Origin of the sequence: Streptomyces sp. NPDC088157, from assembly GCF_044741545.1 — a bacterium.
GTDB lineage: Bacteria > Actinomycetota > Actinomycetes > Streptomycetales > Streptomycetaceae > Streptomyces.
This window is the reverse complement of record NZ_JBIUSU010000001.1, coordinates 834,789-856,997: the sequence shown is the minus strand read 5'-3', so window position 1 is coordinate 856,997 and position 22,209 is coordinate 834,789. Positions and strand designations below refer to the sequence as shown.

At 70.5% G+C, this 22,209-nt stretch carries 20 protein-coding genes; 8 read left to right on the top strand and 12 right to left on the bottom strand.

Going from position 1 to position 22,209, the window contains the following annotated elements:
- Positions 1-176: 176 nt before the first annotated feature.
- Positions 177-1,934: a pyridoxal phosphate-dependent aminotransferase gene (locus ACIPFH_RS03560; RefSeq protein WP_401822673.1), complete on the top strand. Its 1,758-nt coding sequence runs from the start codon at positions 177-179 to the stop codon at positions 1,932-1,934.
- Between the two features lie 60 nt (positions 1,935-1,994).
- Here the strand turns inward: ACIPFH_RS03560 and ACIPFH_RS03555 are convergent, their stop codons facing one another.
- A complete protein-coding gene (locus tag ACIPFH_RS03555; RefSeq protein WP_401822671.1) occupies positions 1,995-2,411 on the bottom strand; it encodes a hypothetical protein in 417 nt (138 codons plus the stop codon).
- Positions 2,412-2,717: 306 nt separating this feature from the next.
- Positions 2,718-3,626 carry an arabinan endo-1,5-alpha-L-arabinosidase gene (locus ACIPFH_RS03550; RefSeq protein ID WP_401823730.1) on the bottom strand — a complete coding sequence of 303 codons (909 nt, stop codon included), beginning with the start codon at positions 3,624-3,626 and terminating at the stop codon, positions 2,718-2,720.
- Positions 3,627-4,016: 390 nt separating this feature from the next.
- Here ACIPFH_RS03550 and ACIPFH_RS03545 point away from each other — a divergent pair, with 390 nt between their 5' ends.
- Together ACIPFH_RS03545 and ACIPFH_RS03540 are read left to right on the top strand one after the other, a co-directional pair.
- Positions 4,017-4,775, top strand: a complete 759-nt coding sequence (locus ACIPFH_RS03545; RefSeq protein ID WP_401822669.1) for an intradiol ring-cleavage dioxygenase — start codon at positions 4,017-4,019, stop codon at positions 4,773-4,775.
- Positions 4,776-4,993: 218 nt separating this feature from the next.
- The gene (locus ACIPFH_RS03540; protein ID WP_401822667.1) at positions 4,994-5,761 is read left to right on the top strand and encodes an intradiol ring-cleavage dioxygenase; all 768 of its coding nucleotides are present in this window, start codon (positions 4,994-4,996) and stop codon (positions 5,759-5,761) included.
- A gap of 155 nt (positions 5,762-5,916) precedes the next feature.
- Here the strand turns inward: ACIPFH_RS03540 and ACIPFH_RS03535 are convergent, their stop codons facing one another.
- Both ACIPFH_RS03535 and ACIPFH_RS03530 read right to left on the bottom strand, forming a co-directional pair.
- Positions 5,917-6,567: a DUF4360 domain-containing protein gene (locus tag ACIPFH_RS03535; protein WP_356258099.1), complete on the bottom strand. Its 651-nt coding sequence runs from the start codon at positions 6,565-6,567 to the stop codon at positions 5,917-5,919.
- A 188-nt stretch (positions 6,568-6,755) separates the two neighbouring features.
- The gene (locus ACIPFH_RS03530; protein ID WP_401822664.1) at positions 6,756-8,387 is read right to left on the bottom strand and encodes an ADP-ribosyltransferase domain-containing protein; all 1,632 of its coding nucleotides are present in this window, start codon (positions 8,385-8,387) and stop codon (positions 6,756-6,758) included.
- Between the two features lie 115 nt (positions 8,388-8,502).
- Here ACIPFH_RS03530 and ACIPFH_RS03525 point away from each other — a divergent pair, with 115 nt between their 5' ends.
- Positions 8,503-9,180, top strand: coding sequence for a macro domain-containing protein (locus ACIPFH_RS03525; protein WP_401822661.1), 678 nt, complete (start codon positions 8,503-8,505; stop codon positions 9,178-9,180).
- Between the two features lie 137 nt (positions 9,181-9,317).
- Here the strand turns inward: ACIPFH_RS03525 and ACIPFH_RS03520 are convergent, their stop codons facing one another.
- From ACIPFH_RS03520 to ACIPFH_RS03505, 4 genes are all read right to left on the bottom strand, one after another.
- Positions 9,318-9,776 (bottom strand): Rrf2 family transcriptional regulator, encoded by a 459-nt coding sequence (locus ACIPFH_RS03520; protein ID WP_062649276.1) that lies wholly within the window; start codon positions 9,774-9,776, stop codon positions 9,318-9,320.
- A 161-nt stretch (positions 9,777-9,937) separates the two neighbouring features.
- Positions 9,938-10,723 carry an ABC transporter permease gene (locus tag ACIPFH_RS03515; protein ID WP_356258089.1) on the bottom strand — a complete coding sequence of 262 codons (786 nt, stop codon included), beginning with the start codon at positions 10,721-10,723 and terminating at the stop codon, positions 9,938-9,940.
- Complete coding sequence (locus tag ACIPFH_RS03510) at positions 10,720-11,694, bottom strand: ATP-binding cassette domain-containing protein (protein ID WP_401822658.1); 975 nt, start codon at positions 11,692-11,694, stop codon at positions 10,720-10,722. The genes ACIPFH_RS03515 and ACIPFH_RS03510 overlap by 4 nt, the downstream gene beginning before the upstream one ends.
- A gap of 34 nt (positions 11,695-11,728) precedes the next feature.
- The gene (locus ACIPFH_RS03505) at positions 11,729-12,397 is read right to left on the bottom strand and encodes a DUF4097 family beta strand repeat-containing protein (RefSeq protein WP_401822655.1); all 669 of its coding nucleotides are present in this window, start codon (positions 12,395-12,397) and stop codon (positions 11,729-11,731) included.
- A gap of 220 nt (positions 12,398-12,617) precedes the next feature.
- On the opposite strand from ACIPFH_RS03505, the gene ACIPFH_RS03500 reads away from it, so the two are divergent.
- Complete coding sequence (locus ACIPFH_RS03500) at positions 12,618-13,385, top strand: helix-turn-helix domain-containing protein (RefSeq protein WP_401822652.1); 768 nt, start codon at positions 12,618-12,620, stop codon at positions 13,383-13,385.
- Between the two features lie 102 nt (positions 13,386-13,487).
- On the opposite strand, the gene ACIPFH_RS03495 is transcribed toward ACIPFH_RS03500, so the two are convergent.
- The 4 genes from ACIPFH_RS03495 to ACIPFH_RS03480 all read right to left on the bottom strand — a co-directional run bounded on the left by ACIPFH_RS03495 (position 13,488) and on the right by ACIPFH_RS03480 (position 18,287).
- Positions 13,488-15,002 (bottom strand): alpha-N-arabinofuranosidase, encoded by a 1,515-nt coding sequence (locus tag ACIPFH_RS03495; RefSeq protein ID WP_401822650.1) that lies wholly within the window; start codon positions 15,000-15,002, stop codon positions 13,488-13,490.
- 113 nt (positions 15,003-15,115) lie between these two features.
- Positions 15,116-15,994 (bottom strand): carbohydrate ABC transporter permease, encoded by an 879-nt coding sequence (locus ACIPFH_RS03490; RefSeq protein WP_401822648.1) that lies wholly within the window; start codon positions 15,992-15,994, stop codon positions 15,116-15,118.
- On the bottom strand, positions 15,991-16,932 hold the full coding sequence (locus ACIPFH_RS03485) for a carbohydrate ABC transporter permease (protein WP_401822646.1): 942 nt from the start codon (positions 16,930-16,932) through the stop codon (positions 15,991-15,993). Before ACIPFH_RS03485 ends, ACIPFH_RS03490 begins: the two co-directional genes overlap by 4 nt.
- Positions 16,929-18,287 (bottom strand): extracellular solute-binding protein, encoded by a 1,359-nt coding sequence (locus tag ACIPFH_RS03480; protein WP_401822643.1) that lies wholly within the window; start codon positions 18,285-18,287, stop codon positions 16,929-16,931. The genes ACIPFH_RS03485 and ACIPFH_RS03480 overlap by 4 nt, the downstream gene beginning before the upstream one ends.
- A 217-nt stretch (positions 18,288-18,504) precedes the next feature.
- Here ACIPFH_RS03480 and ACIPFH_RS03475 point away from each other — a divergent pair, with 217 nt between their 5' ends.
- From ACIPFH_RS03475 to ACIPFH_RS03465, 3 genes are read left to right on the top strand one after another with little or no spacing between them, the layout of a single operon-like run.
- Positions 18,505-19,137 (top strand): toxin-antitoxin system, toxin component family protein, encoded by a 633-nt coding sequence (locus ACIPFH_RS03475; RefSeq protein WP_401822641.1) that lies wholly within the window; start codon positions 18,505-18,507, stop codon positions 19,135-19,137.
- A complete protein-coding gene (locus tag ACIPFH_RS03470) occupies positions 19,134-20,414 on the top strand; it encodes an MAB_1171c family putative transporter (RefSeq protein WP_401822639.1) in 1,281 nt (426 codons plus the stop codon). Before ACIPFH_RS03475 ends, ACIPFH_RS03470 begins: the two co-directional genes overlap by 4 nt.
- Positions 20,415-20,466: 52 nt before the next feature.
- Positions 20,467-22,134, top strand: a complete 1,668-nt coding sequence (locus tag ACIPFH_RS03465; protein WP_401822637.1) for a pyridine nucleotide-disulfide oxidoreductase — start codon at positions 20,467-20,469, stop codon at positions 22,132-22,134.
- Positions 22,135-22,209: the final 75 nt, after the last annotated feature.

Sequence of the window (22,209 nt, the reverse complement as noted above, 5' to 3'; positions counted from 1 at the left end):
TCAGCGGCCGGTGACCTCCCTTCACAGCTAAACCACAATTTCTTACCGATTCCTCAGCGGTTGAACAGCGTCACCCGAACCTCCGTATGTAAGAGCGGTCCGCGCTCCCCCGCGCGGGCCACCCAATGACGACGGGCCCGGTCGTCCCCGCCGGGCCCGCCCCATACGGAGGTTCCATGGCCGACAACGTCTCCTCGTTGTTCCGCAACACCGCGGCGCACAGCCCGTCGATGGCGGCGCTGACACGGGAGGGCGGCGAGGGGGTCGGCCCGGTGGACTTCTGCATACCCTGCAACCCCTACTTCCCCACCCCGGCCATGATGGACACCATGGCCGCCCGGCTGCGGGACATCATCACGTTCTACCCGAGCGGCGCCGACACGATCACGGCCGAACTGTGCAACCTGCTTCAACTCCCGCCACAGGCCGTGGCGATGGGCAACGGTTCGACCGAGCTGATCACCTGGATCGACCATCTGCTGGTCCGTGAGTCCCTCGCCGTCCCCGTCCCCACCTTCGGCCGCTGGACCGACCAGCCCATGGAGACCGGCAAGCGGGTCGACATGTTCCCGCTCCAGGAGTCCAGCGGCTTCGCCCTGGACCTCGCGCAGTACGCCGAGTTCATCAGGACCCGCGGCACCAAGGTCGCCGTCATCTGCAACCCGAACAACCCCGACGGCGGCTTCCTGCACAAGCACGCGCTCGTGCAGTTCATGGACGCGATGGCCGACCTGGACCTGATCATCATCGACGAGTCGTTCCTGGAGTTCGCGGACGCGGAGCAGGAGCCGAGCGTCGTGCAGGAGGCGATGATCCGGCCGAACGTCATCGTGCTGCGCAGCCTCGGCAAGAACTTCGGTCTGCACGGCATCCGCTTCGGCTACATGGTCGCCAACCCGTCGCTCGCCGGCCGGGTCCGCTCGATGCTCCCGAAGTGGAACCTCAACGCCTTCGCCGAGTACGTGGTGTTCATGCTGAAGGAGCACGGCCCCGAGTACGCGCAGAGCCTGATGCAGGTGCGCCGGGACCGTCTCGACATGGCGAGCCAGCTCAGCGCGCTGCCCGGGCTGACCGTCTACCCCTCCCAGGGGAACTTCCTCTTCGTGCGCCTTCCCGTCGGCGCCGAGGGCACCGTGGTCCGCGACCGGCTGCTCGCCGAGCATCGCATCCTGGTCCGCGAGTGCGGCAACAAGATCGGTTCGTCGAGCCGCTTCCTGAGGCTCGTGGTACGCCCCCAGGTGGACGTCCGTCGCCTGGTGTCCGGCATGGAACAGGTGCTCTACGGGACCAGGAGGGGAGCCGCCGTGCCCGAGCTGAGCGCCGGCGCCGGCTACAGCTCGGGCACGGCGGCGGTGGACCGGCTGGTCACCAACGGGGCAGGCATGCCGGGCCTTGCCGCTCAGGCCATGGGCATGGCGATGCCGGGGCTGGTCTCGGCCGCCCCGGCAGCCGCCCCGATGGCGATGCAGCAGGCCCCCGCGATGGCCCCGGCGATGGCACAGGCCACGCCGTCCGACGGCGCCGGGATGCCGCTGCCGGCCGCGGCCCAGGTCTTCCCCCAGTCGGTGCCCGTGCCGACCCCGCCGCCCGCCCAGGTCTTCCCCCAGTCGGTGCCCGCCCCCGTCCCGGCCGCGGCTCCGCCGATGGCCCCGGCGGCGGCGATGGCCCCGGCAATGGCCCCGGCGGCCATGGCTCCGGCGATGGCTCCGGCGGCCATGGCACCGCCCATGGCACCCGCGGCGATGGCGCCCGCCATGGCACCGGCCCCCGCCCCCGCCCCGCCGATGGGCCCGACCCCGCCCGGCGTCCCGGCCCGCGGTGGCCTCACGGCCGCCCAGGTCCGGGGCACCAACGGCCTCACCCCCGCCGCGGCGACGGGCTGGCCGAACGCCCAGAGCTGGCCGAACGCGGCGGGGATGGGTCAGGCGGGGTAAGTAAGGAACCCGCTCAGGCGGACGCCCCGTCGGGCCGTTGGCCGGACGGGGCGTTCGCGCCTACTTGATGTTCAGCTTGACGTCCTGGTCCTCGACGAGGTCGGTCAGCGGGATCGTGCGGGTGAAGGTCACCGCCGCCTTCCCCGGCGCCTTGCACGTCACCGTGACCTCGAGGTTGAACTTCGAGTCCAGCGGGGATTCGAGTTCCGGGATCTTGTAGCTGCCCCTGCGGCCTTCCTTGGCGGTGACCGTGGCCGTCGCGTCGTCCTCGTCGGTGTCCAGCTTCACCTTCTGGGGGACGGACGTGCTGGGAGCGGGGAACTTCTTGGCGCAGGTCACGGTGCCGAAGTAGTTCACCGGCCCGGTATCTACCGCCGCGGCCGGAGTGGCCGTCAACAGGCCTCCGACCAGTACCGCGGTCGCGACCGGGATCATGGTTGCGATGGTGCGGGAGCCTCGGAACGTACGTGTGGACATGGGGACCACCTGCTCTTGGGCGTAGGGGGAGTTTCTGTTCGGATCGACCCGGACGCCGCAAGAGGGGGCGTGTGGCTCGGAGAGCGCTCGATATGACGGGATCGTCCGTGACCGGGGCCCGGTGTCGCTGCCACGCTTTCCACAGCCTGTTCGCAGCCCCAGCCCTCTTTTCCCACCCTGCTACAGCGCTTCCCGGCCTGCAACCGGACCCCCGTGCCTCCACGGATCGGCTGGAGGCACGGGGGTCGGGGAGGGCCGACCGACCGCCACGGCGAGAAGCGGCGCGGTCGGCGGAGCACGGCAGGGTCAGTAGGCGACCGGCCAACCGCTGTTCCAGTTCAGGAGGTTGATGCCCAGCTTGGGTGTGCCGTTGTCGTTGCCGTCGTAGTAGTGGTAGACGATCAGGTCGCCGTCGGTGTCGTGCAGGATCGACTGGCCGCCGGGGCCGATGACTCTGCCGTGGGACTCCAGGACCGGTGTGCCGCCGTTGTTCGTCATCGCGACACCGCTCCTGTCGTAGTACGGCCCGGTGACGGCGGTGGCGCGGCCGACCTTGACCTTGTAGGTGGAGCCGGTGCCGGCGCAGCAGGTGTCGTAGGAGGCGAAGAGGTAGTAGTAGCCGCCGCGCTTGACGACGTAGGGCGCCTCGACGGCCTTGGTCCCGGTGGGACGGGAGGCGATCGAACGCCGGGCGGTGTCGGACGCGAGCTGCTTGCCGGTCGACGGGTCGAGCCGGATCATCTTGAGGCCCGTCCACCAACTCCCGAACGACAGCCACCACTTGCCGTCGTCGTCCACGAAGAGGTTCGGGTCGATGGCGTTGTAGTCGCTTGCGGTGGTCGAGGTGTAGACGGTGCCGTAGTCGGTCCAGGAACCGGGGAGTCCGGTGCTGGAACCGGCCAGTCCGATCGCGGACTTGTTGGATCCGAAGGTGGAGACGGCGTAGTACATCAGGTACTTGCCGCCCTGGTACGAGATGTCGGGAGCCCAGGCCTCGGTGGTGCCGTACGACGACCACCAGCCCGGCCGGGTGGAGAAGGCGTTCCCGCCCGCACTGAACGCGACGCGGTCGGTGGAGGTGCGGTAGGAGAGGCCGCCGCCGGTGGCGTAGAGGAGATAGCGGCCGGCGGAGGTCCGGATCATCGTGGGGTCGTGCACGACCGTGGAGCCGGTGACCGTTCCGGGATCGGGGTACGCGGAGGCGGCCGACGGCATCAGTGCGAGCAGGATCGCCGCCGGGACGGAGAGCAGAGCGGCCCTGCGGGGCGTGCGGGCACCGCCCGAGCGGGAGGCACGCGGGGTGCGGGAGGTGCGCGGTACAGAGGAGGTGCGGCTCATGCGGACGCTCCTTCAGTGGGGGTTTCGCCGTTCGTGATACCGAACGGCGGTCGCGTCGTCGGGCGGGACCGTAGAATCGAACCCCTTGCGCGTCAACGGTCCGCGCGCTCACCCGAAAGTCTTCGAGAAACGGGCGCGCCGACCGCGGGGCCCCGCACCCCCTCCAGGCCCCGCATACCGACACTTGCCTTGCAAGCAACTTGACGGCGCCTCACTTTGCCGAACTGACAGCCTGTCGACAGGGACCGTTTCTACGGTGTTGTGCTCATGACAGACACCTCAGACGCACGCACCCCCCTCGCGCGCCGCACCGTACTCGTCGCCTCGGGCGCGACCGCAGCGGCCCTGGCCGTAGGCGCCGCCACCACGCCCGAGGCCCCCACCGCCGACACCGCTCCCGTCGCCGCCGCGGCCGTCTGCACCCTCACGAAGGAGATGACCGAGGGCCCCTACTACCTCGACGGACAGTACGTCCGCGCCGACGTGACCGAGGGCAAGGCCGGCATTCCGCTGAAGCTGACCCTCACGGTCGTCGACGACGACACCTGCGTGCCCCTCTCCAACGCCCTCGTGGAGATCTGGCACTCCGACGCCCTCGGCGAGTACTCCGGCTTCGTCGGCAACAACGGCCACAGCGAACCGGACGACGGCACCTTCCTGCGCGGCGGAGTCCTCACCAACTCCAGCGGCGTCGCGTCGATCACCACGATCTACCCCGGCTGGTACCGGGGCCGCTGCGTCCACATCCACGTCAAGGTCCACACGAACGTCACCCTGACCTCGGACGGCTCCTTCACCGGCGGCCAGGAGCTCCACACCGGCCAGCTCTTCTTCAACGAGACGATCACGACGGCCGTCGCGAAGGTCTCCCCGTACTCGACCAACACGGTCACCCGCACCACCCTCGCCCAGGACTCCATCTACGACGAGGGAGGCGCCGCGTCCGGCCTCCTGACCCTGACGGCCCTGGGCGGCTCCACGTCCTCCGGTTACGCGGGATCACTGACCCTCGGGGTCGAGCGCTGACCTCGGCACGCGCGGTCCTACCGCACCGCACGATCCGCACCGCATGACCGCCATCGCATGACCCGCACCGTCTGCCCCCTGTCCGGCCGGGTGCCACCGGAACACTGGTGGCGCCCGGTCGGCAGGCCCGACTCCCTTGTCCTGCAAGGCACTTGACGCGTGATAAATTTCCTGACCCGTCAGATACTCACGGGAAACTCCACTATGGTGTCGTGTCCATGACAGACACCTCAGACGCACGCACCCCCCTCGCGCGCCGCACCGTGCTCGCGGCCACCGGCGCCACCGCCGCGGCCCTGGCCGTGGGCTCCGCGGCCACGAACGAGGCCCCCACAACCGAGACGGCCGACACCGCCCCCGTCGCCGCCGCGGCCGTCTGCACCCTCACCCGGGAGATGACCGAAGGCCCCTACTACCTCGACGGACAGTACGTCCGCGCCGACATCACCGAGGGCAAGCCGGGCATTCCGCTGAAGCTGACCCTCACGGTCGTCGACGACGACACCTGCGCACCGCTCTCCAACGCCCTCGTGGAGATCTGGCACGCCGACCACCTCGGCGAGTACTCCGGCTTCGTCGGCAACAACGGCCACACCGAGCCGGACGACGGCACCTTCCTGCGCGGCGGAGTCCTCACCAACTCCAGCGGCGTCGCGTCGATCACCACGATCTACCCCGGCTGGTACGTGGGGCGCTGCATCCACGTCCACATCAAGGTGCACACGAACGTCACCCTGACCCCCGACGGCTCCTTCACCGGCGGTCAGGAACTCCACACCGGCCAGCTCTACTTCAGCGAGACGATCACGACGCGCGTCAGCAGGCTCTCCCCGTACTCGGCGAACAGGGTCACCCGGACCACCCTCGCCCGGGACTCCATCTACGACGGCGGAGGCGCCGCGTCCGGCCTGCTGACCCTGACGGCCCTGGGCGACTCGGCCTCGTCCGGTTACGCGGGAACGCTGACCCTCGGGGTCGAGCGCTGACCCGCCCCACCTGACCCCTCCCCCGGCCGGGCGTCACCGGATGTGCGGTGGCGCCCAGTCGGCATGGCGCGGACGGGCCCGCGCTCGCCCTCTCCCCCGCCGCGTGGGCCGAGTTCGTGGCCCACGCGGCGAGGTGACCCCGAGGTCGGGGCACCCTACTTGGCCGGGCACTCCTTCCAGGCCATGTGGTAGACGGTGCTGATGTCGCCGTCCGTCGAGTCCATCGTCATGAAGCTGACCTTGGACGGGGACGAGGTGCCCGCGTTGACCCGGAGCTCGGTGTTGATGTTGAAGTTGCGCTGGACGCCGCAGGGCGCGTAGACCAGGTTGGCCCAGTCGGTGGTGTCGGTCGCCTGCCAGTTGTCGTTGAACGAGCCGCTGAAGTTGTGGTTCTTGAACACCGTCTGCGACGAGCCCTGGAAGTAGTACGAGGCCCGCTGCACGGCGTTCGCACCGGACTGGAGCGAGGCGTAACCGCGGTAGTCCGCCTGCGCGATGGCGTAAGTGAAGCCCGAAGGGACGTGGACGACCAGGTTGAGCTGGCAGTTCTTGCGGAACGCCGTGGGGTTGGAGCCTCCGCCGACCTGGGCGAGGTAGTCGCTGTAGGTCACGGTGAAGGCGGTGTTGTCCTCGGAGACGGCGACCGCCGCCGTGCCCGCGGGGCAGCCGGAGCCGTTCACCGTGGCCACGTTGATGACGATCTTGTCCGGGGGCGGGTCGACGAACCCGGAGGACGGGTTGTGCGCGGGTACCGCGGCGGTGACGAGAGCGGCGACAGCGCCGCCCAGGAGCAGCCCACTTGCCATGGTCTCTCCCCTTCATTCGGATCGGTGGGGGGTGGACGCGCGTCCGGCTCGGCACGAGCAACTCTGTGAGGAATCCATGGAGTTGCTGTGAAGAACCGGGGCGATCGCATCGTAGGGAGAGTGGTGGGGCGCGCCCAGGCCGAACTCCGGCCATTCACCACGGCCCGTTCACACCCGGTCGCTCCGCGTCAGGAAACGAGGGGCTGCTCCTCGGATTCGGCCAGCTTCACCGTGCACAGCCCACCGCGCTCGGTCTTCACGTCGACCACCTCGAGCTGCGTGCCCGGCAGCAGGATGAACTCCTCCTCGTCGGTGAACGCGGAGAAACTGCGGATGCCCACGGCGCGCACGGGCTGCACCTCGAAGAGGGTCCGCTTCCCGCGGCTGCCGAGGAACGCACGGGCCACGCTGAACTTGGACGTGCACGACGACACGCCCCACCAGGTCACGGTCCGGCCGAGTGGGTACTGGGCGCGCAGGTCCAGTGAGACACCGCGCCACAGCGACTCGGTGCGGGCGGGCAGCTTCGACACGGCCGAGAACAGCAGCCGCAGGTAGGGGAGATAGGGGATGACCTTGGTGCGGTCCGGGGAGCGCAGGATGGCGTTGATCTCCCGGTAGAACGCGGACTCACAGGTGTAGAGGTAGAGCGCGGCGATCGCGTCGGCGTCCGGACCGGCGGACGGGTCGACGGCCGTTTCGTCCGCCCGCCGCTTGCCGAACTCGTGCGACCGCTGGACGTGCCGGTCGAGTCCCGACAGCAGCGCGGCGACCGGGGAGACCGCGTCGCGGAAGTCCATGAGCGGGGTGGCGAACACCCCGTCGATCGCGGGGAGGACGAGCCCCTCGTCCTTGACGCTGGAGAGCCGCTCCAGATACAGCTGGTGCAGTTCCATGGTGGACGCGATGAACGCGCCCATGCGCTCGGCGGTGCCGCCGTCCGTCCCGCCGGTGTCCACCGCGTGCTTGTCCCAGCCCTTGCTGGGGAGCCAGTCGATCTCGTCGACGCCCAGCGACGCGAGGGCCGCGTTCACTGTCCCGAAATGCTCGTCGTCGCAGAAGATGTCGCCCTGCGCCGCGGGGTTGGGGTGGTCGAGGTGCCGGACCTCGACGTCCGGGTACTTCTTCTGGAGCTGGAGGACGACCTTCTTCAGACTGCGGGCGTGCGCGCCCCACCAGGCGAAGACGACGGCACGGTCCTCGTCGTCCTCGGCGTTCTGCTTCGCCTTGAGTATCTCCTCGACGATCCGCTCGGCGACCGGACGCCAGAAAGCGGTGTGCGGGTCGGCGCCCCTCGGCCCGTCGCTGCTGGCGGTGAGGGCCGCGTTCAGCAGCAGCACGCCCTGGGTGAGCATCGCCTGGAACCATTCCGGCGGCTGGACGGTGTCCTGCTTCTTCAGAAGCGCGCGGATGTCGGCGATCGGCGTCTTCTTGGGAATGCCGTACTTCCACATCGCCGCCGCCTTGATGATGCAGCGGATGCTGACGACCCTGCCGAACTGACTGTCCTTCCAGTCGTGGAAGGTGTTGTCGAACATGGCGATGCCGGTGGCGCTCTCCGGCCGCGGGTAGGGATTCTGGCCGAAGACGACGACCTTCCACTTGTGCGGCGGGTTGGGCTTGAGGGCCTGGAAGGTCAGTTCACGGACCGGGACGACGTCCTGGCCGCGGCCCGGACCGATGAACGCGGCCGCGTCGGGCTGCGCCTCGATGACCGGCTTCAGCAACGGAAGCCACGGCTCACCGCCGCCCTTGAACAGTTCGGCGAGAGCCAGCGGATCGTTCGGGTCGGGCTGGCCGGAGGTGGTGGCATCGATCATGGCCGGGAGGCTAGCAGCGGGGTACGACAACGCGGTTCGCTCCCAACTGCGTTGTCAGTGGGGCACGGTAGCGTCGTGAGCAGTGGAAAGACCGTTTCTCACGTGGGAGTGCACTATGGCCGTGGACCGCGAACAGGCTCCGCTCAGGGTCGTGCTGACCGACATCAACGCGCGTGTGGTGGAGGCCTGGCGGGCGGCGTTCGCCGACACCCCCGGGATCGAGATCCGCAAGGGCTCCATCCTCGACGAGGAGGTCGACGCCTGGGTGAGCCCGACCAACTCGCGTGGCCTGATGAACGGCGGTGTGGACGCGGTCGTCAAGCGGCACCTCGGAGCCGGGATCCAGCTGCGGGTGCAGCGGGCGATCCGCGACCGGTTCGAGGGCAGGCTCCCGGTGGGCAGCGCGGTGTGCGTTCCGTCCGGGGCGGTCAACCCGAGGTTCCTGATCTCGACGCCGACGATGGAAGAGTCCTCGCAGAACGTGAGCGAGACCCTGAACGTGGCGCTGGCCTGCGCCGCCGCGTTCCAGGCGATCCACCGGCAGAACCAGGAGGCGGCCGGCAGCATCGGGTCGGTGGCGCTGGTCGGCATGGGCGCCCATACGGGCCGGGTGCCGGCCCGGGTGTGCGCCAACCTGATGTGGACGGGCTACACGCTGTTCAACGACCACAGCTTCGACGACTACGACGACCTGCGCGACACGATAGTCGCGCAGCTCGACGACCTCGAGAACGCGCCCGCCGAGAAGCGGGTGCGGATCGCGCCGCCCAGCCGCCCGGCCGCCCGCCGTTGAGGCCTGATCACCGAACTCGATTGGCAACAGCGGTCGTTGGCCGTCGCACTCCCAGGTCCCGCACGGCCCGGCACGTCACGCGGTGACGGGCCGCCGCTCCTCTGCGGGGGAACGGCGGCCCGTCACCGCGTGGAGCACTACGGGTTCTCCCAGGCCGCGGGTTCCGCCGCCAGTGCCTGCACCGGATCCGGCAGGGCGTCCGCCGCGATGTCCGCTATCGTGACGCCCTCCAGGATCCGCCGCACGTTCGCCCGCAGGGCGATCCAGAGCGGGAGCAGCGGCTGGGCCGAGCCCGTGTAGGTCAGGCCGGTCGGGCGTTCGCCGCGCACGGAGACGATCGGGCCGTCCACGGCCCTGATGACGTCCGCGACCGTGATCGCCGCCGGGTCGCGGGCCAGCCGGTAGCCGCCGCCCCCGCCGCGCCGGCTGTCGACGATCCCGCCGCGCCGCAGGTCGCCGAGGATCCCCTCCAGGAACTTGTGCGGGATGTCCTGAACGGCGGCGATCGACTCGGCCTTCACCGGGTCGCCGCCCTGCCGCACGGCGAGCTCCAGTACCGCCCGTACCGCGTAGTCCGCGCGTGCCGAGATCCTCATGAGCCCCATTGTGCCGTCAGGCGTGGAGTGTGACGTCCGGGGACAGGCGGCCGAGGACGCGGCCGGGCACGCGAAAGGGGCGGCGCACTCCGACGCGGTGTCGGGGTACGCCGCCCGGTGCGGCGACGGGTTGCGGGTCGCGGCCCGCGCGGTCATGGCGCCTACTTCGGGTCGCCGTTGAACTTCGAGACCGACCAGCGGTAGCCGAGCACCGCGAGACCGAGGCACCAGGCGAGCGCGATCCACCCGTTGTCGCCGATCTCGGTGCCGAGCAGCAGGCCGCGCAGGGTCTCGATGGCCGGGGTGAAGGGCTGGTACTCGGCGATGGGGCGGAACCAGCCGGGCATCGTGTCGGCGGGGATGAAGGCGCTGGAGATGAGCGGGAGGAGGATCAGCGGCTGTGCGCTGTTGGCGGCCGCCTCGGCGTTGGGGCTGGCCAGGCCCATGCCGACCGCGATCCAGGTGAGGGCCAGGCCGAAGAGGACGAGCAGCCCGAACGCGGCCAGCCACTCCAGGGGCGTCGCGCCGACGGACCGGAAGCCGATGGCCACGGCGACGGCGCCGACGAGGACCACGCTGGCGACGCACTGCAGCACGCTGCCGACGACGTGCCCGACGAGCACCGAGCCGCGGTGGATCGCCATGGTGCGGAAGCGGGCGATGATCCCCTCGTTCATGTCGGTGGAGACGGACACCGCGGTCCCGATGACGGTGCCGCCGATGGTCATCATCAGGATGCCCGGGACGATGTAGGCGATGTAGTCGGAGCGGTCGGCGCCGCCGATGCCCGCGCTCATCACGTCGCCGAAGATGTAGACGAAGAGCAGCAGAAGCATGACCGGGGTGAGCAGCAGGTTCAGGGTGAGGGACGGGTAGCGCCGGGCGTGCAGGAGGTTGCGGCGCAGCATCGTGGACGAGTCGCGCACGGCGAGGGCGAGAGTGCTCATCGGACGTTCTCCTTGGTCTGGTCGGGCTCGCTCGACCGGTGGGGAACCTCGGCGTTGCCGGTCAGGGCGAAGAAGACGTCGTCGAGGTCGGGGGTGTGCACGGTGAGCTCGTCGGCCTCGATGCCGACGGAGTCCAGTCGGTCGAGGATGGAGCGCAGCTCGCGCTGGCTGCCGTCGCCGGGGATGCGCAGCGCGAGTGCCTCGTCGTCGCAGGTGGCCTGAGGCAGGGCGGAGGCGGCGGACCGGTAGGCGGCCGGGTCGGTGAAGCGGAGCCGGACGTGGCCGCCGGGGATGAGGCGCTTGAGTTCCTCGGCGGTGCCTTCGGCGGCGATCCTGCCGTCGTCCAGTACCGCGATGCGGTCGGCGAGTTCGTCGGCCTCTTCCAGGTACTGGGTGGTGAGGAAGACGGTGACGCCGTCGGAGACGAGCTCGCGGATGATCTGCCACATGTTGTGGCGGGAGCGGGGGTCGAGTCCGGTGGTGGGCTCGTCGAGGAAGATGATTCGCGGGCTGCCGACCAGGGTCATGGCGATGTCCAGGCGGCGTTTCATGCCGCCGGAGTACGTGGAGGCGGGTTTCCTCGCGGCCTCCACCAGGTCGAAGCGCTCCAGGAGTTCGGCGGCGACCCGTCGTCCCTCGCTGCGGGAGAGGTGGTGGAGGTCGGCCATGAGGAGCATGTTCTCCTCGCCGGTGATCAGGCCGTCGACGGCGGAGAACTGGCCGGTGACGCCGATCGCGGCGCGCACCGCCTGCGGATCGGCGGTCAGGTCGTGGCCGCCGACGTGCAGGTCACCGGCGTCGGCGGTGATGAGGGTGGAGAGGATCTTGACCGCGGTGGTCTTGCCGGCGCCGTTCGGGCCGAGCAGGGAGAAGACGGTGCCGGCCGGCACCGCCAGGTCGATGCCGTCGAGCACGACCTGGTCGCCGTAGGACTTGCGCAGCCCGTTCGCCGCGATGGCCAAGCTGGTCATGAGAGGGGCTCCTTCAGAGGCTGCGAGCGGTGGACTAGAGGCTGCGGGCGGTGATGTCGCCCTGGGTGGTGGTCGCGCGGATCGCGAGGCCGGGGGCGCCGTCGGCGTTCTTCAGCGAGTTGTCGATCCGGCCGTGGCCGGTGCCGGCGTCCAAGGAGGCCGAGACGCCCCGGGCCGCGCCGACGGTGATGTCGCCCATCCGGGTGCTCAGCGCGAGCGTGCCGCGCACGGCCTCGGTGATGTTCAGGTCGCCCTTCTGGGTGCTGATCTCGCCGGGACCGTTCAGGCGGCCGACCGTGATGTCGGCGTCGAGGCCGGTGAGACGGGCGCTGTCGGCCTCGTCGACCTTGACCGAGCCGGAGCCGCCCTCGAAGGCGACCTCGCCGAGCCGTCCGACGGCCCGGAACTCGGCGGCGGCCGCCTTCGCCTCGACCCGGGAGCCGGCGGGCAGCTGGACGGTCACCTCGACGGACCCGGAGGTGCCGAGGATCCGGTTCTTCGCCGGTGCCGCCTCGACCCGCAGGACGCCGTCGCCGTATGCGACCGTCACCTGCTCGGCCGCCTTCACGTCGCGGCCCTTCGAGGCGTCCGCGGGCAGGACCTCGACGGTGGTGTCGGCCCGCTCGGCGGCGATGATCCGGATGCGTCCGGCGGGGATGTCGAGGACGGCGGAGACCGTGGCGGGGGTGTCGAACTTCTGCATCGTGCGCTCCTTCGGTTCGTTGTTTCTGATGAGGAAAACGCTACGTTGCATTCATGGATACGGCAACATATTCGTTGCGTTGCGATGCCATACATGCAGGTCAAGTCAATGAAATCGTTGCAACGGCTCAAAATTTAACGCAACAACAGCCATCGGTTCGTTGCAATGGTTCGGAAGTGAACGCTATGCTGGGGCACCCAGGACCACGAAGGAGATCGCGATGCCGGGAGGCAGGCTCACCCAGCAGGAACGCCAGCAGATCGCGTCGGGGCTGGCCGACGGCCTCGCCTACGCGGAGATCGCCCGAGGACTCGACCGTCCCACCTCGACGGTCACACGCGAGGTGATGCGCAACGGCGGCCCCACCGCCTACCGCGCCGACCTGGCCCACCGCGCCACCGAGCGCCGCACGCACCAACGCAGGCAGGCGGCGCCCCGGGGGACGAAAGCGCCCCCGCTCGCCCACGGACGCGACGCCGAGGCGGTGCGCGAGTACGAGGAGACGCTCACCACCGTCTTCATACAGTCGGGCCTGCCCAAGATGATGGCCCGGGTACTGGTCTGCCTCTACACCACCGACACGGGCAGCCTCACCGCGTCCGAACTCGTCCAGCGCCTCCAGGTCAGCCCGGCGTCCATCTCCAAAGCCATCACGTTCCTGGAGAGCCAGGGCCTCGCCCGCCGGGAACGCGACGACCGCCGCCGCGAGCGCTACGTCATCGACGACGACGTCTGGTACCAGGCGACGGTCGCCAGCGCCCGGTCCCTCGCCCAGGTCGTCGAGACCTCACGGCAGGGCGTCCGCATCCTCGGCCCCGACACCCCGGCCGGTACCCGCCTCGAGAACATCGCCCGCTTCGTCGACTTCGTCAGCGAGAGCACCCTGCGCGCCGCGGAGCAGGCCCGCGAGGTCCTCCACACGAGAGCGGAAACGGCCTCGGAAGGCACCGGCGGGCCGGACACCGATCCCGAGCAACCCGCGAGGTGATCGGAAAAGATCGCCGGCCGGTCGCGCCCGACCGGCCGGCGATCATCCTCGTACGCCCTTCATACGCCCTTCACCCGCCCGGTCGCGGCCGGGCGCATCCGCTTACGCCAGCCTGATCACGTTCCACGACAGCGGCTCCAGAGTCGCCGTCAGCCCGCCGTCCGTCAGCGTCGTGCCCTCGGCCGCGTGCGGGGCGACCCGCTCGGGGTCGGCGAGGGTGTTGCGGGCGTCCGGGTCGGCGTCCGCGAGCACACTGTGTTCGACGACCGAGGTCACATCGAGGCCGGTCAGGGCGATGTGGAGCGGCAGCGCCTCGGTACGGCCGCGGTTGACGGCGAACACGGTGATCGTGCCGTCGTCGGCGCGGACGGCGGTGGCGTGCAGGAGGTCCGCCTCGCCGTACCTGGCCGTCTCGTACGTCGGTGAGTCCACGCGCACGTCGAGGACCGTGCCCCGGCCGTGCTTCGACGCCTGCGCGAACGGGAAGAACGTGGTCTGCCGCCAGGCCGGGCCGCCCGGCTCGGTGAGGATCGGCGCGATGACGTTGACGAGCTGGGCGAGACAGGCGACCGTCACCCGGTCCGCGTGCCTCAGCAGCGCGATGAGGAGCGAGCCGAAGACGACCGCGTCCATGACGCTGTAGTTGTCCTCCAGCAGGCGGGGTGCCTCCGGCCAGTCGCCGGGGTCGGCGGTGCGGGCGTGCTCCTCCCACCTGGAGAGGTACCAGACGTTCCACTCGTCGAAGGAGAGGTTGATCTTCTTCTTCGACTTGAGCTTCGCGCCCACGTGGTCGCAGGTGGCGACGACGTTCTCGATGAACGACTCCATGTCCACCGCCGAGGCGAGGAAGGAGTCGAGGTCGCCGTCGTGCGGCTCGTAGTAGGCGTGCAGGGAGATGTGGTCGACCAGGTCGTAGGTCTCCGTCAGGACCTTCGCCTCCCAGTCGGCGAACGTCGGCATCGACTGGCTGGAACTGCCGCAGGCGACGAGTTCGACCGCCGGGTCGATCTGGCGCATCGCGCGGGCCGTCTCGGCGGCGAGGCGGCCGTACTCCTCGGCCGTCTTGTGGCCGGTCTGCCAGGGGCCGTCCATCTCGTTTCCCAGGCACCAGAGCCGGATGCCGAAGGGGGCCTTGTCGCCGTGCGCGATGCGCCGGTCCGCGAGGGCCGTGCCGGACGGGTGGTTGGCGTACTCCTGGAGTTCCAGGGCCTCGGCCACGCCCCGGGTGCCGAGGTTGACCGCCATCATCGGCTCGGCCTGCGGGCCGATCTTCCGCAGGAAGGCGATGTACTCGGAGAGACCGAAGCGGTTCGTCTCCGTCGAGCGCCAGGCCAGGTCGAGACGGCGCGGGCGGTCCTCGGCCGGGCCGACCGAGTCCTCCCACTTGTAGCCCGAGACGAAGTTGCCGCCGGGGTAGCGGACGGCGGTGACGCCGAGTTCGCGGACCAGGTCCAGGACGTCGGTCCGCAGACCCGCCTCGTCCGCGCTCGGGTGGCCGGGCTCGAAGACGCCGGTGTAGACGCAGCGGCCGAGGTGTTCCACGAAGCTGCCGAAGAGACGGGGGTTGACTTCGCCGATGGTGAAGGCGGGGTCGAGGGTGAGTCGTGCGGTGTGCATGTACGCCTTTCGAGGAGGGGGTGCCGGTCCGTTGGCGGCTGGGGGTCTGTCCCGGAATCACCGGCCCGGAATCACCGGCCCGGGGTCAGTGGCTCGGAGTCACTGGCTCGGAGTCACTGGCCCGCCAGACCCGTGTGGGCCACGCCCCGCACGATCCGGCTCTGGAAGAAGACGAACACGACGATCAGCGGGAGGCCCGCCAGCAGACCGCCGGCCATGAGCTGGGGCCAGACGATGCCGAACGCGTTCTGGACGGTGGCGATGCCGTTCGGCATGGTCATCAGGTCGGGGTTGTTGGTCACCATGTACGGCCAGAGGAAGTTGTTCCAGGAGGCGATGAAGGTGAAGATGCCGACCGCTGAGAGGGAGGGCTTCGACAGCGGCAGGACGATCGTGAAGAAGATCCGCCAGCGGCCCGCGCCGTCGATGAAGGCCGCCTCCTCCAGCTCCTTCGGCAGTGACTGGAAGAACTTGTAGAGGATGTAGACCATCGCCGCCGGCGCGCACTGCGGAAGGATCATGCCCCAGTACGTGTCCACCATGCCGAGCGACTGGACCGTGGTGAAGAGCGGAACGCCGAGGATCGCCGGGGAGAACATCAGGCCGGCCATCGTCAGCGCCATCAGCGCCGACCTGCCGCGGAACTCCGTGCGCGCGAAGCCGTATCCGGCGAGGGAGGCGACCGCCAGGACGACGAAGGTGACACAGACGGACACGACCACCGAGTTCACGAACCAGTTGGGGATGTTGCCGGCCTCGATCACCGCCTTCCAGGACTCCAGGGTGAAGTCCTCCGGGATCCAGTGCGGGGACGTCACCGACTCGGTGGGGGTCTTGAGGGACGTCGACAGCGCCCAGGCGAGCGGGGCCAGCCAGACGAGGGAGAGGGCCGCCGCCACGAGGGTGAGGGCGATCTGGGCCGGGGTCCAGGTGCCGCGCGACCTGCGGAGCGAGGCGGTGGTGGGCGTGGTGGGCGTCGGCTGCGTGGTCATCGGGTCGTGGCCTCCTCGCGGTTGCGCAGCAGCCACATCCGCCCGAGGGCGACGGCCGCGACGATGATGAAGAGGATGAAGGAGATCGCGGAGGCGTATCCCACGCGGTAGCTGGTGAAGCCCTGTTCCAGGGTGTACTGCACGAACGTGCGGGTCGATTCCTCCGGTCCCGGTCCGAACTGGTACATCACCACCGCCTGGTCGAAGACCTGGAGCGAGGCGAGGATCTGCAGGGCGAGGACCAGGCCGGTGATGTCGCGCAGATTGGGCACCGTGATGTGCAGCATCCGCTGGAAGGCGTTCGCACCGTCCAACTCGGCTGCCTCGTAGAGGTGTTGCGGGATGTTCTGGAGGGCCGCCAGGTAGAGGAGGAAGGAGAAGCCGACCGTCCACCACAGGGTCGCGACGACGACCGCGAGCATCGCCGTGGACTTCTGGGTGAGCCACGGAGTGTCCCAGCCCAGGACGTGGTTGACCATGCCGTTGGTGGGCTGGAACAGCCACCACCACAGGTTGCCGATGACCGCGGAGGGGAGCAGGAAGGGGGCGAAGAAGCAGAGCCGCCACAACCACCTGAAGTGCGCGGTGTGGTGGGCGATCAGCGCCATCAGCAGGGCCACGACGACGATCACCGGGACCACGTAGAGCGTGAACTGCACACTGTGCCACAGGGAGTTCCAGACCAGGTCGTCCTTGAGGGCCTCGCGGTAGTTGTCGAGGCCGACGAAGCCGGTGTGGTCGCCGGAGATGTTGGCGTCGGTGAAGCTGAGGTAGAGGCCGCGGACGACCGGCAGTATGACGAACAGGCCGTAGAGGACGAAGAACGGGGCCACGAACCAGCCGCCGTGCTGGAAGCGGCGGCCCCAGCGGGCGCGGGCGGACTCGGACGCGACCGCGGTGCGCGGTGTCAGCGTCCCGGCGTGCGCGACCGCGCTCATGCGCTCGCTCCCTTCAGCTCCTGGGCTGCCGTGCGGCCGTCCATCGGGTTCCTCATCGCCAGCAGCTGCGCCAGCGCGGACCTCATCCGGCGGGCCGCCGCGTCCGGTGCGGCGGAGCCCAGGTTGGAGGCGGCCACGATCGGGCCGACGCGCTGGGCGAGGACGCCGGTGGAGCCGGCGAACCAGATGTGGGGTTCGTTGGCCTGGTGGTCCATGGCGGGGCGCGAGTACTCGCTCTGCGGCGCGAGCTTCAGGTAGGCCGGGTCCTTGAAGGTGGGCAGGTAGGCGGGGACGTGACCGCCGTTGGCCCAGGTGGTGGCGTGGGTGACCATGTAGGCGGCGAGCTGGTAGGCGCCCTCGTTCGCGGCTCCGCCGCGGTCGGCCTGGTGGGGCAGGACGAAGGAGTGCGACTCGGCGTGGGTGGCCGGGGTGCCGAAGACCGGGGGCAACGGCTGAGCGCCGTACTCGACCTTCTCGCCGTTGAAGTACGGCACCGACCAGTTGCCCTCCCAGGTGAACGGCGAACCGGCGAGGAACGCCTCGCCGTCCGCCTCGCCGACGGTGACGTAACCCTCGGTGACGTGTCTGCGGAGGAACTCCAGGACCTGGGTGGCCTTGTCGGTGTCGAAGGTGACGGTCGTGCGGTCGTCGTCGAAGTAGGTGCCGCCGAGCTGCTGGTAGAAGGCGACGAAGAACCACCAGCAGAAGTTCTGCTCGTTGGCGTGCAGGCCGAGCGTCTGCTGCCCCTTCTTCAGCTGCCCCCTGGCCGCCTTCAGGATGTCGAACCACTCGTCGGCGGAGCCGGCGGCGGGGAGGCGGCCGTCGGCGTCGAGGAGGCCCGCCTTCTCGCAGACGTCCCTGCGGTAGAAGTTCAGCTGGACGTGGATGTCCAGCGGCAGCGCGTACAACTCGCCGTCCACGACACCGCGTTGCCAGAGCACCGGATTGAAGTCGGACTGGCGTACGCCGTACTTGGCGAGGAGGCCCACGTCCCAGGGGTCCAGGAGCCTGCCGGGCGCGAAGCCGGGGATGCGGCCCTGGTGCATGACACCGAGGTCGGGGGCGCGGTTGCCGGCGGCGGCCATGGCGAGCTTGGTGTAGTAGGGGCCGCCCCAGGCGAGGGTGGAGTCCTTGACGGCGACGTCCGGGTGTCCGTCGCGGAAGGCGTCCACCATGGCGACCTGGTTGGCGCCGTCGCCGCCCTGGAAGAGGTTCCAGTAGCGGACCCGGGTGTGCGTCCCGGCGGCGAGTGCGTCGGCTCCGGTGCCGAGGGCGGCGAAGCCGAGGCTGCCCGCCACCGTCAACCCGCCTGCGGCGGCGAGAAGTTGCCTGCGATTCAGGCCAGGTTGTCCCATACCTTGCCCCTGTCGTTCGTTTGGTTCGACATTTCGAATTGCGCTCGTAACTTCGAACGGGACCGTAAAATCGATGTGCGCGCCCGTCAATGGTTTTGACGCGATCTCTGACAGCGCTTTCTATCGGCGCCCCCGTCGAAACTTCCCCGTGACGTGAGCACAACCGGCCGCGTAGGCTCGAACAGGCTGCCGCGGGGCGGTTGAGAAGGGGGAGTCGATGGACATCGCGGGCGCGCTCGGGCGGGCGGCCCGGATCGGCTCGGCGCTGCGGCGGGCGAGGACCGGACCGGCCATGCGCGAGCTGACCGGCGATCTCTCCGCCGCGCTGCGGGCCCGCCCCGGCCGTCCGTGCGGTGTGCGGGACGTGTGCCGGGCGCTGTGCGAGGAGATGTCCGCACGGCGCGGCGGACGGCCCGTCGAGGTGCGGTTCGAGCGGTTCCCCGACGAGATCGAGGTGACCGGGCTGTGGGTGGAGTTCCAGGACTTCGACCTGGTCATCGTCGAGGAGCGGGCCGAGGCCGTACAGCAACTGGTCATCCTCGGACATGAGTTGTGGCATCTGCACGCCGGTCACCGGCACCACCACCACGGCGTCGGCACGGTGGCGGCGGGCGTCCTGGCCGACCGGGCCGGCTGGGCCAGTTGGGACTCCCTCGCACTGACCGTCGCCGCCCGCAACGGCTCCCGGGAGGACGACGAGGCCGAGGCCGACGACTTCGGCCACCGGCTCGCGGCCCGCTTCCGGCGCTACCTCTCCGACTCCGGGCCGGCCGCCCCGGGCCCGGGCGGGGAGACGGCCGCCGTGCAGCGGACCCTCGGCTATCGCGGGCGCAGGGGCACGGCGCGGTGAGCCATGGGCTGTACGTCTCCTTCTGGCTGCCCACCGTGGTCCTCGGCGCGGCCCTCGCCATCAAACTGCCCAGCATCCTCAAGCTCTGGCGCGATCCGCTGCTGCGCGCCGTCGGCGGTCTGCTGGTCTTCGCCTGCGCGGTGTTCGTCTTCGCGGCCCCGAAGACCATCGCCTGGACCAACCGGGTCACCGGCGTGCCGAACATCGCGGCGCCCTGGGTGTACTCCCTGCTCACCGCGCTCTCCGCGTCCTGGCTGCTGCTGATCATCGCCTGGCGCAACGGCCGTAGCGAGCGTTCGGCGCAGACCCGGCGCGCGACCCGCTGGGTGGTCTCCGTCTACGCGGGGGTGGTCGTCGCGCTGTGGGTGCTCTTCGCACTCGCCGACGTACCCGTGGAGCAGATCCAGGACCTGGACACGTACTACGCCAACACGCCCTTCATGCGCGAGGAGATCCTGCTCTACCTGCTCGCACACACGGTGGCCTGTTCGGTCACGGCCCGGCTCGTCTGGAACTGGAGCCGCACCGAGGGCCTCGACGCCTGGCTGCGCTGGGGACTTCGGTTCCTGGGGGCCGGCTATGTCACGAACCTGCTGTTCAGCGCGGCCAAGCTGACAGCCGTCGGGGCCCGTTGGACCGGGCACGACCTGGACTGGCTGAACACCAACATCGCCCCGTCGGCCGCCTGTATCGCCGCCACCCTGGTCGCGATCGGCTTCATCGTCCCGCACGCCGGCCAGTACCTCCAGGAGCGGTGGCGGGTCCGCCGCCGGCACCGGAGCCTGAAGCCCCTGTCCCGGTTGATGCGCAGCGTCACCGGCACCCGCGAGCCCTTCGACCTGCGGGCCACGCCGGAACTGCGCCTGATCCGCCGCGAGACGTTCATCCGCGACGCGCTGCTCCAGCTGGCCCGGCACCTCGACGACGACCTGCGCGCACGGTCCTACGAGTCCGGCGTCGCCCTCGGCTTCGAGCGCGGCCGCGCACAGGCGCTCGCCGCCGCCGTGACGCTCCTGGACGCGGTCGAGGCCCGCCAACGGGCCCTGCGGCATCCGGAGCCCGCCGGGTCCGCGGAGCCCGAGCGCCCCACCTCCCCCACCATCCCCTCCCCCGTCCTCGCCTCCCCGTCCGGCCCGGCCGGCTCCTCCCGCCCGGACACCACCTACCTCCTGCGGGAGATCCAGGCCGTGTCCCGCGTCCTTCGCCACCCCGTCGACATCCAGGCGGTCCGCGCCCACGCGGCCGCCCCGGCAGAGAGCATGTCCACGCATGAGTGAACCCTCCAATCCCGCCAGAACCGCCGTAGTCCTGGGGGGATCCCATGCGGGCATGCTCGCGGCACGCGCCCTGGCCGGCCTCGCCGACCGGGTCGTCGTCATCGAACGGGACGTCCTGCCCGACGGCCCCGCCCCCCGCAAGGGCCTGCCCCAGGCCCGGCACGCGCACATGCTGTGGTCGGGCGGGGTACGGGCGGTGGAGGAACTGCTGCCGGGCGTCACCGACGCCCTCCGCGCCGCCGGGGCCCGCCGGACGCCGGTCACGACGGACATGGTCGTCATGGGCGCACGCGGCTGGTTCCGCCGTTGGCCCGAGTCCCACCACGTGATCCTGGCCGGCCGCGACCTCCTGGACGCGACGATCCGCGCGCAGGTCCTCGCGGACGACCGGATCGAACTGCTCTCCGGCGTCGAGGTACTGGGCCTGGAGGGCGACGCGGGAGCGGTCACGGGGGTCCGGGTGAGGGCCCGGGAGGCGCTGACGCCGACGGCAGCGGCGGCTCTGAACGCCGGGCCGAGCGGGGGCTCCCGAACGGCGACGAACTCGACCGCAGGCCCGGTGCCGGGCCCAGGCCCGGGCCCGGCACCGGAATCCGACTCGGCCACGGGCGCGAATGCGGGCGCGGCTTCGGGCGCGGCTTCGGGCGCGCGGACAGGTACGGGCACGCGGACAAGTGCGGGCACGGGGACGGGTGCTGCCACGGGGGCGAGCGCGGGCACCGGGACAGGTGCGGGCGCGGCCCCCGGCGTTGACGCGGGCGTCGGGCCGAGCCCGGACTCAGGCGCGGGCGCGGCATCCGGCGCGGAGTGGGTGGTTTCCGGTGGGTTGGTGGTCGACGCGACCGGGCGGGGGTCGCGGGCCGGGCGGTGGCTGAAGGAGTTCGGGCTGCCCGCGGTGGAGCGGCGGGAGGTGGACGCCGGGCTGGCGTACGCCAGCCGTCTCTACCGCGCGCCGGAGCAGGCCCGCTCCGGGTATCCCGTCGTCAACGTGCAGCCCGACCCGCGCGAGAACGTGCCGGGACGGGCGGGGTTTCTGCTGCCCATCGAGGACGGTCACTGGATCGTCACCCTCAACGGCACCCGGGGCGGCGAGCCCTCCACCGCCGCCGACGACTTCGTCCGCTTCGCCCGAGAGGAACTGCGCCACCCGGTCATCGGGGAGCTCCTCGAACAGGCCGAGCCGGTGTCCGATGTGTCGTACACCCGGGCCACCGTCAACCGTCGCCACTTCTACGAGCGGATGCCCGCCTGGCCGGAGAACTTCGTCGTCGTCGGTGACGCCCTCGCCGCGTACAACCCGCTCTACGGCCACGGCCTCGCCGTCGCCGCCCAGAGCGCGGTGATCCTGCGGGACGTGGTGCGCCGGCAGGGGTGGGCCGCCGCGGGGCTGTCCCGGCGGGCCCAGAAGGCGGTGGCCCGGCCCGTGAGCACCGCGTGGGACCTCGCCGTCGGCCAGGACGTGTTCTGCGAGGGCGCGACGGAGCACGGGCCCACGCTCCGTGACCGGATGGTGGCCGCGTATGTGGGCCGCCTGATGCTCACGGCCACCGGCAACGGGCGGATCGCCCGCCGGGTGACGGACGTGACGTCGCTGGAGCGGGGCCCCGCGGTGCTGCTGACTCCGTCGGTGCTGCTGGCAGCCGCGGTGGGGCCGTTGCGACCGGCGTTGGCCGGACCGCCGCTGACGGGGGACGAGCTGAAGCGGGCGGGGTTGGAGTAGCCGGGGCGCCGAGCGGTCCGCCCCTGCTCGGCGGCGGGTCCGCTCGGCCCTGCGGGTCCGCTCGGCGGCGGGTCC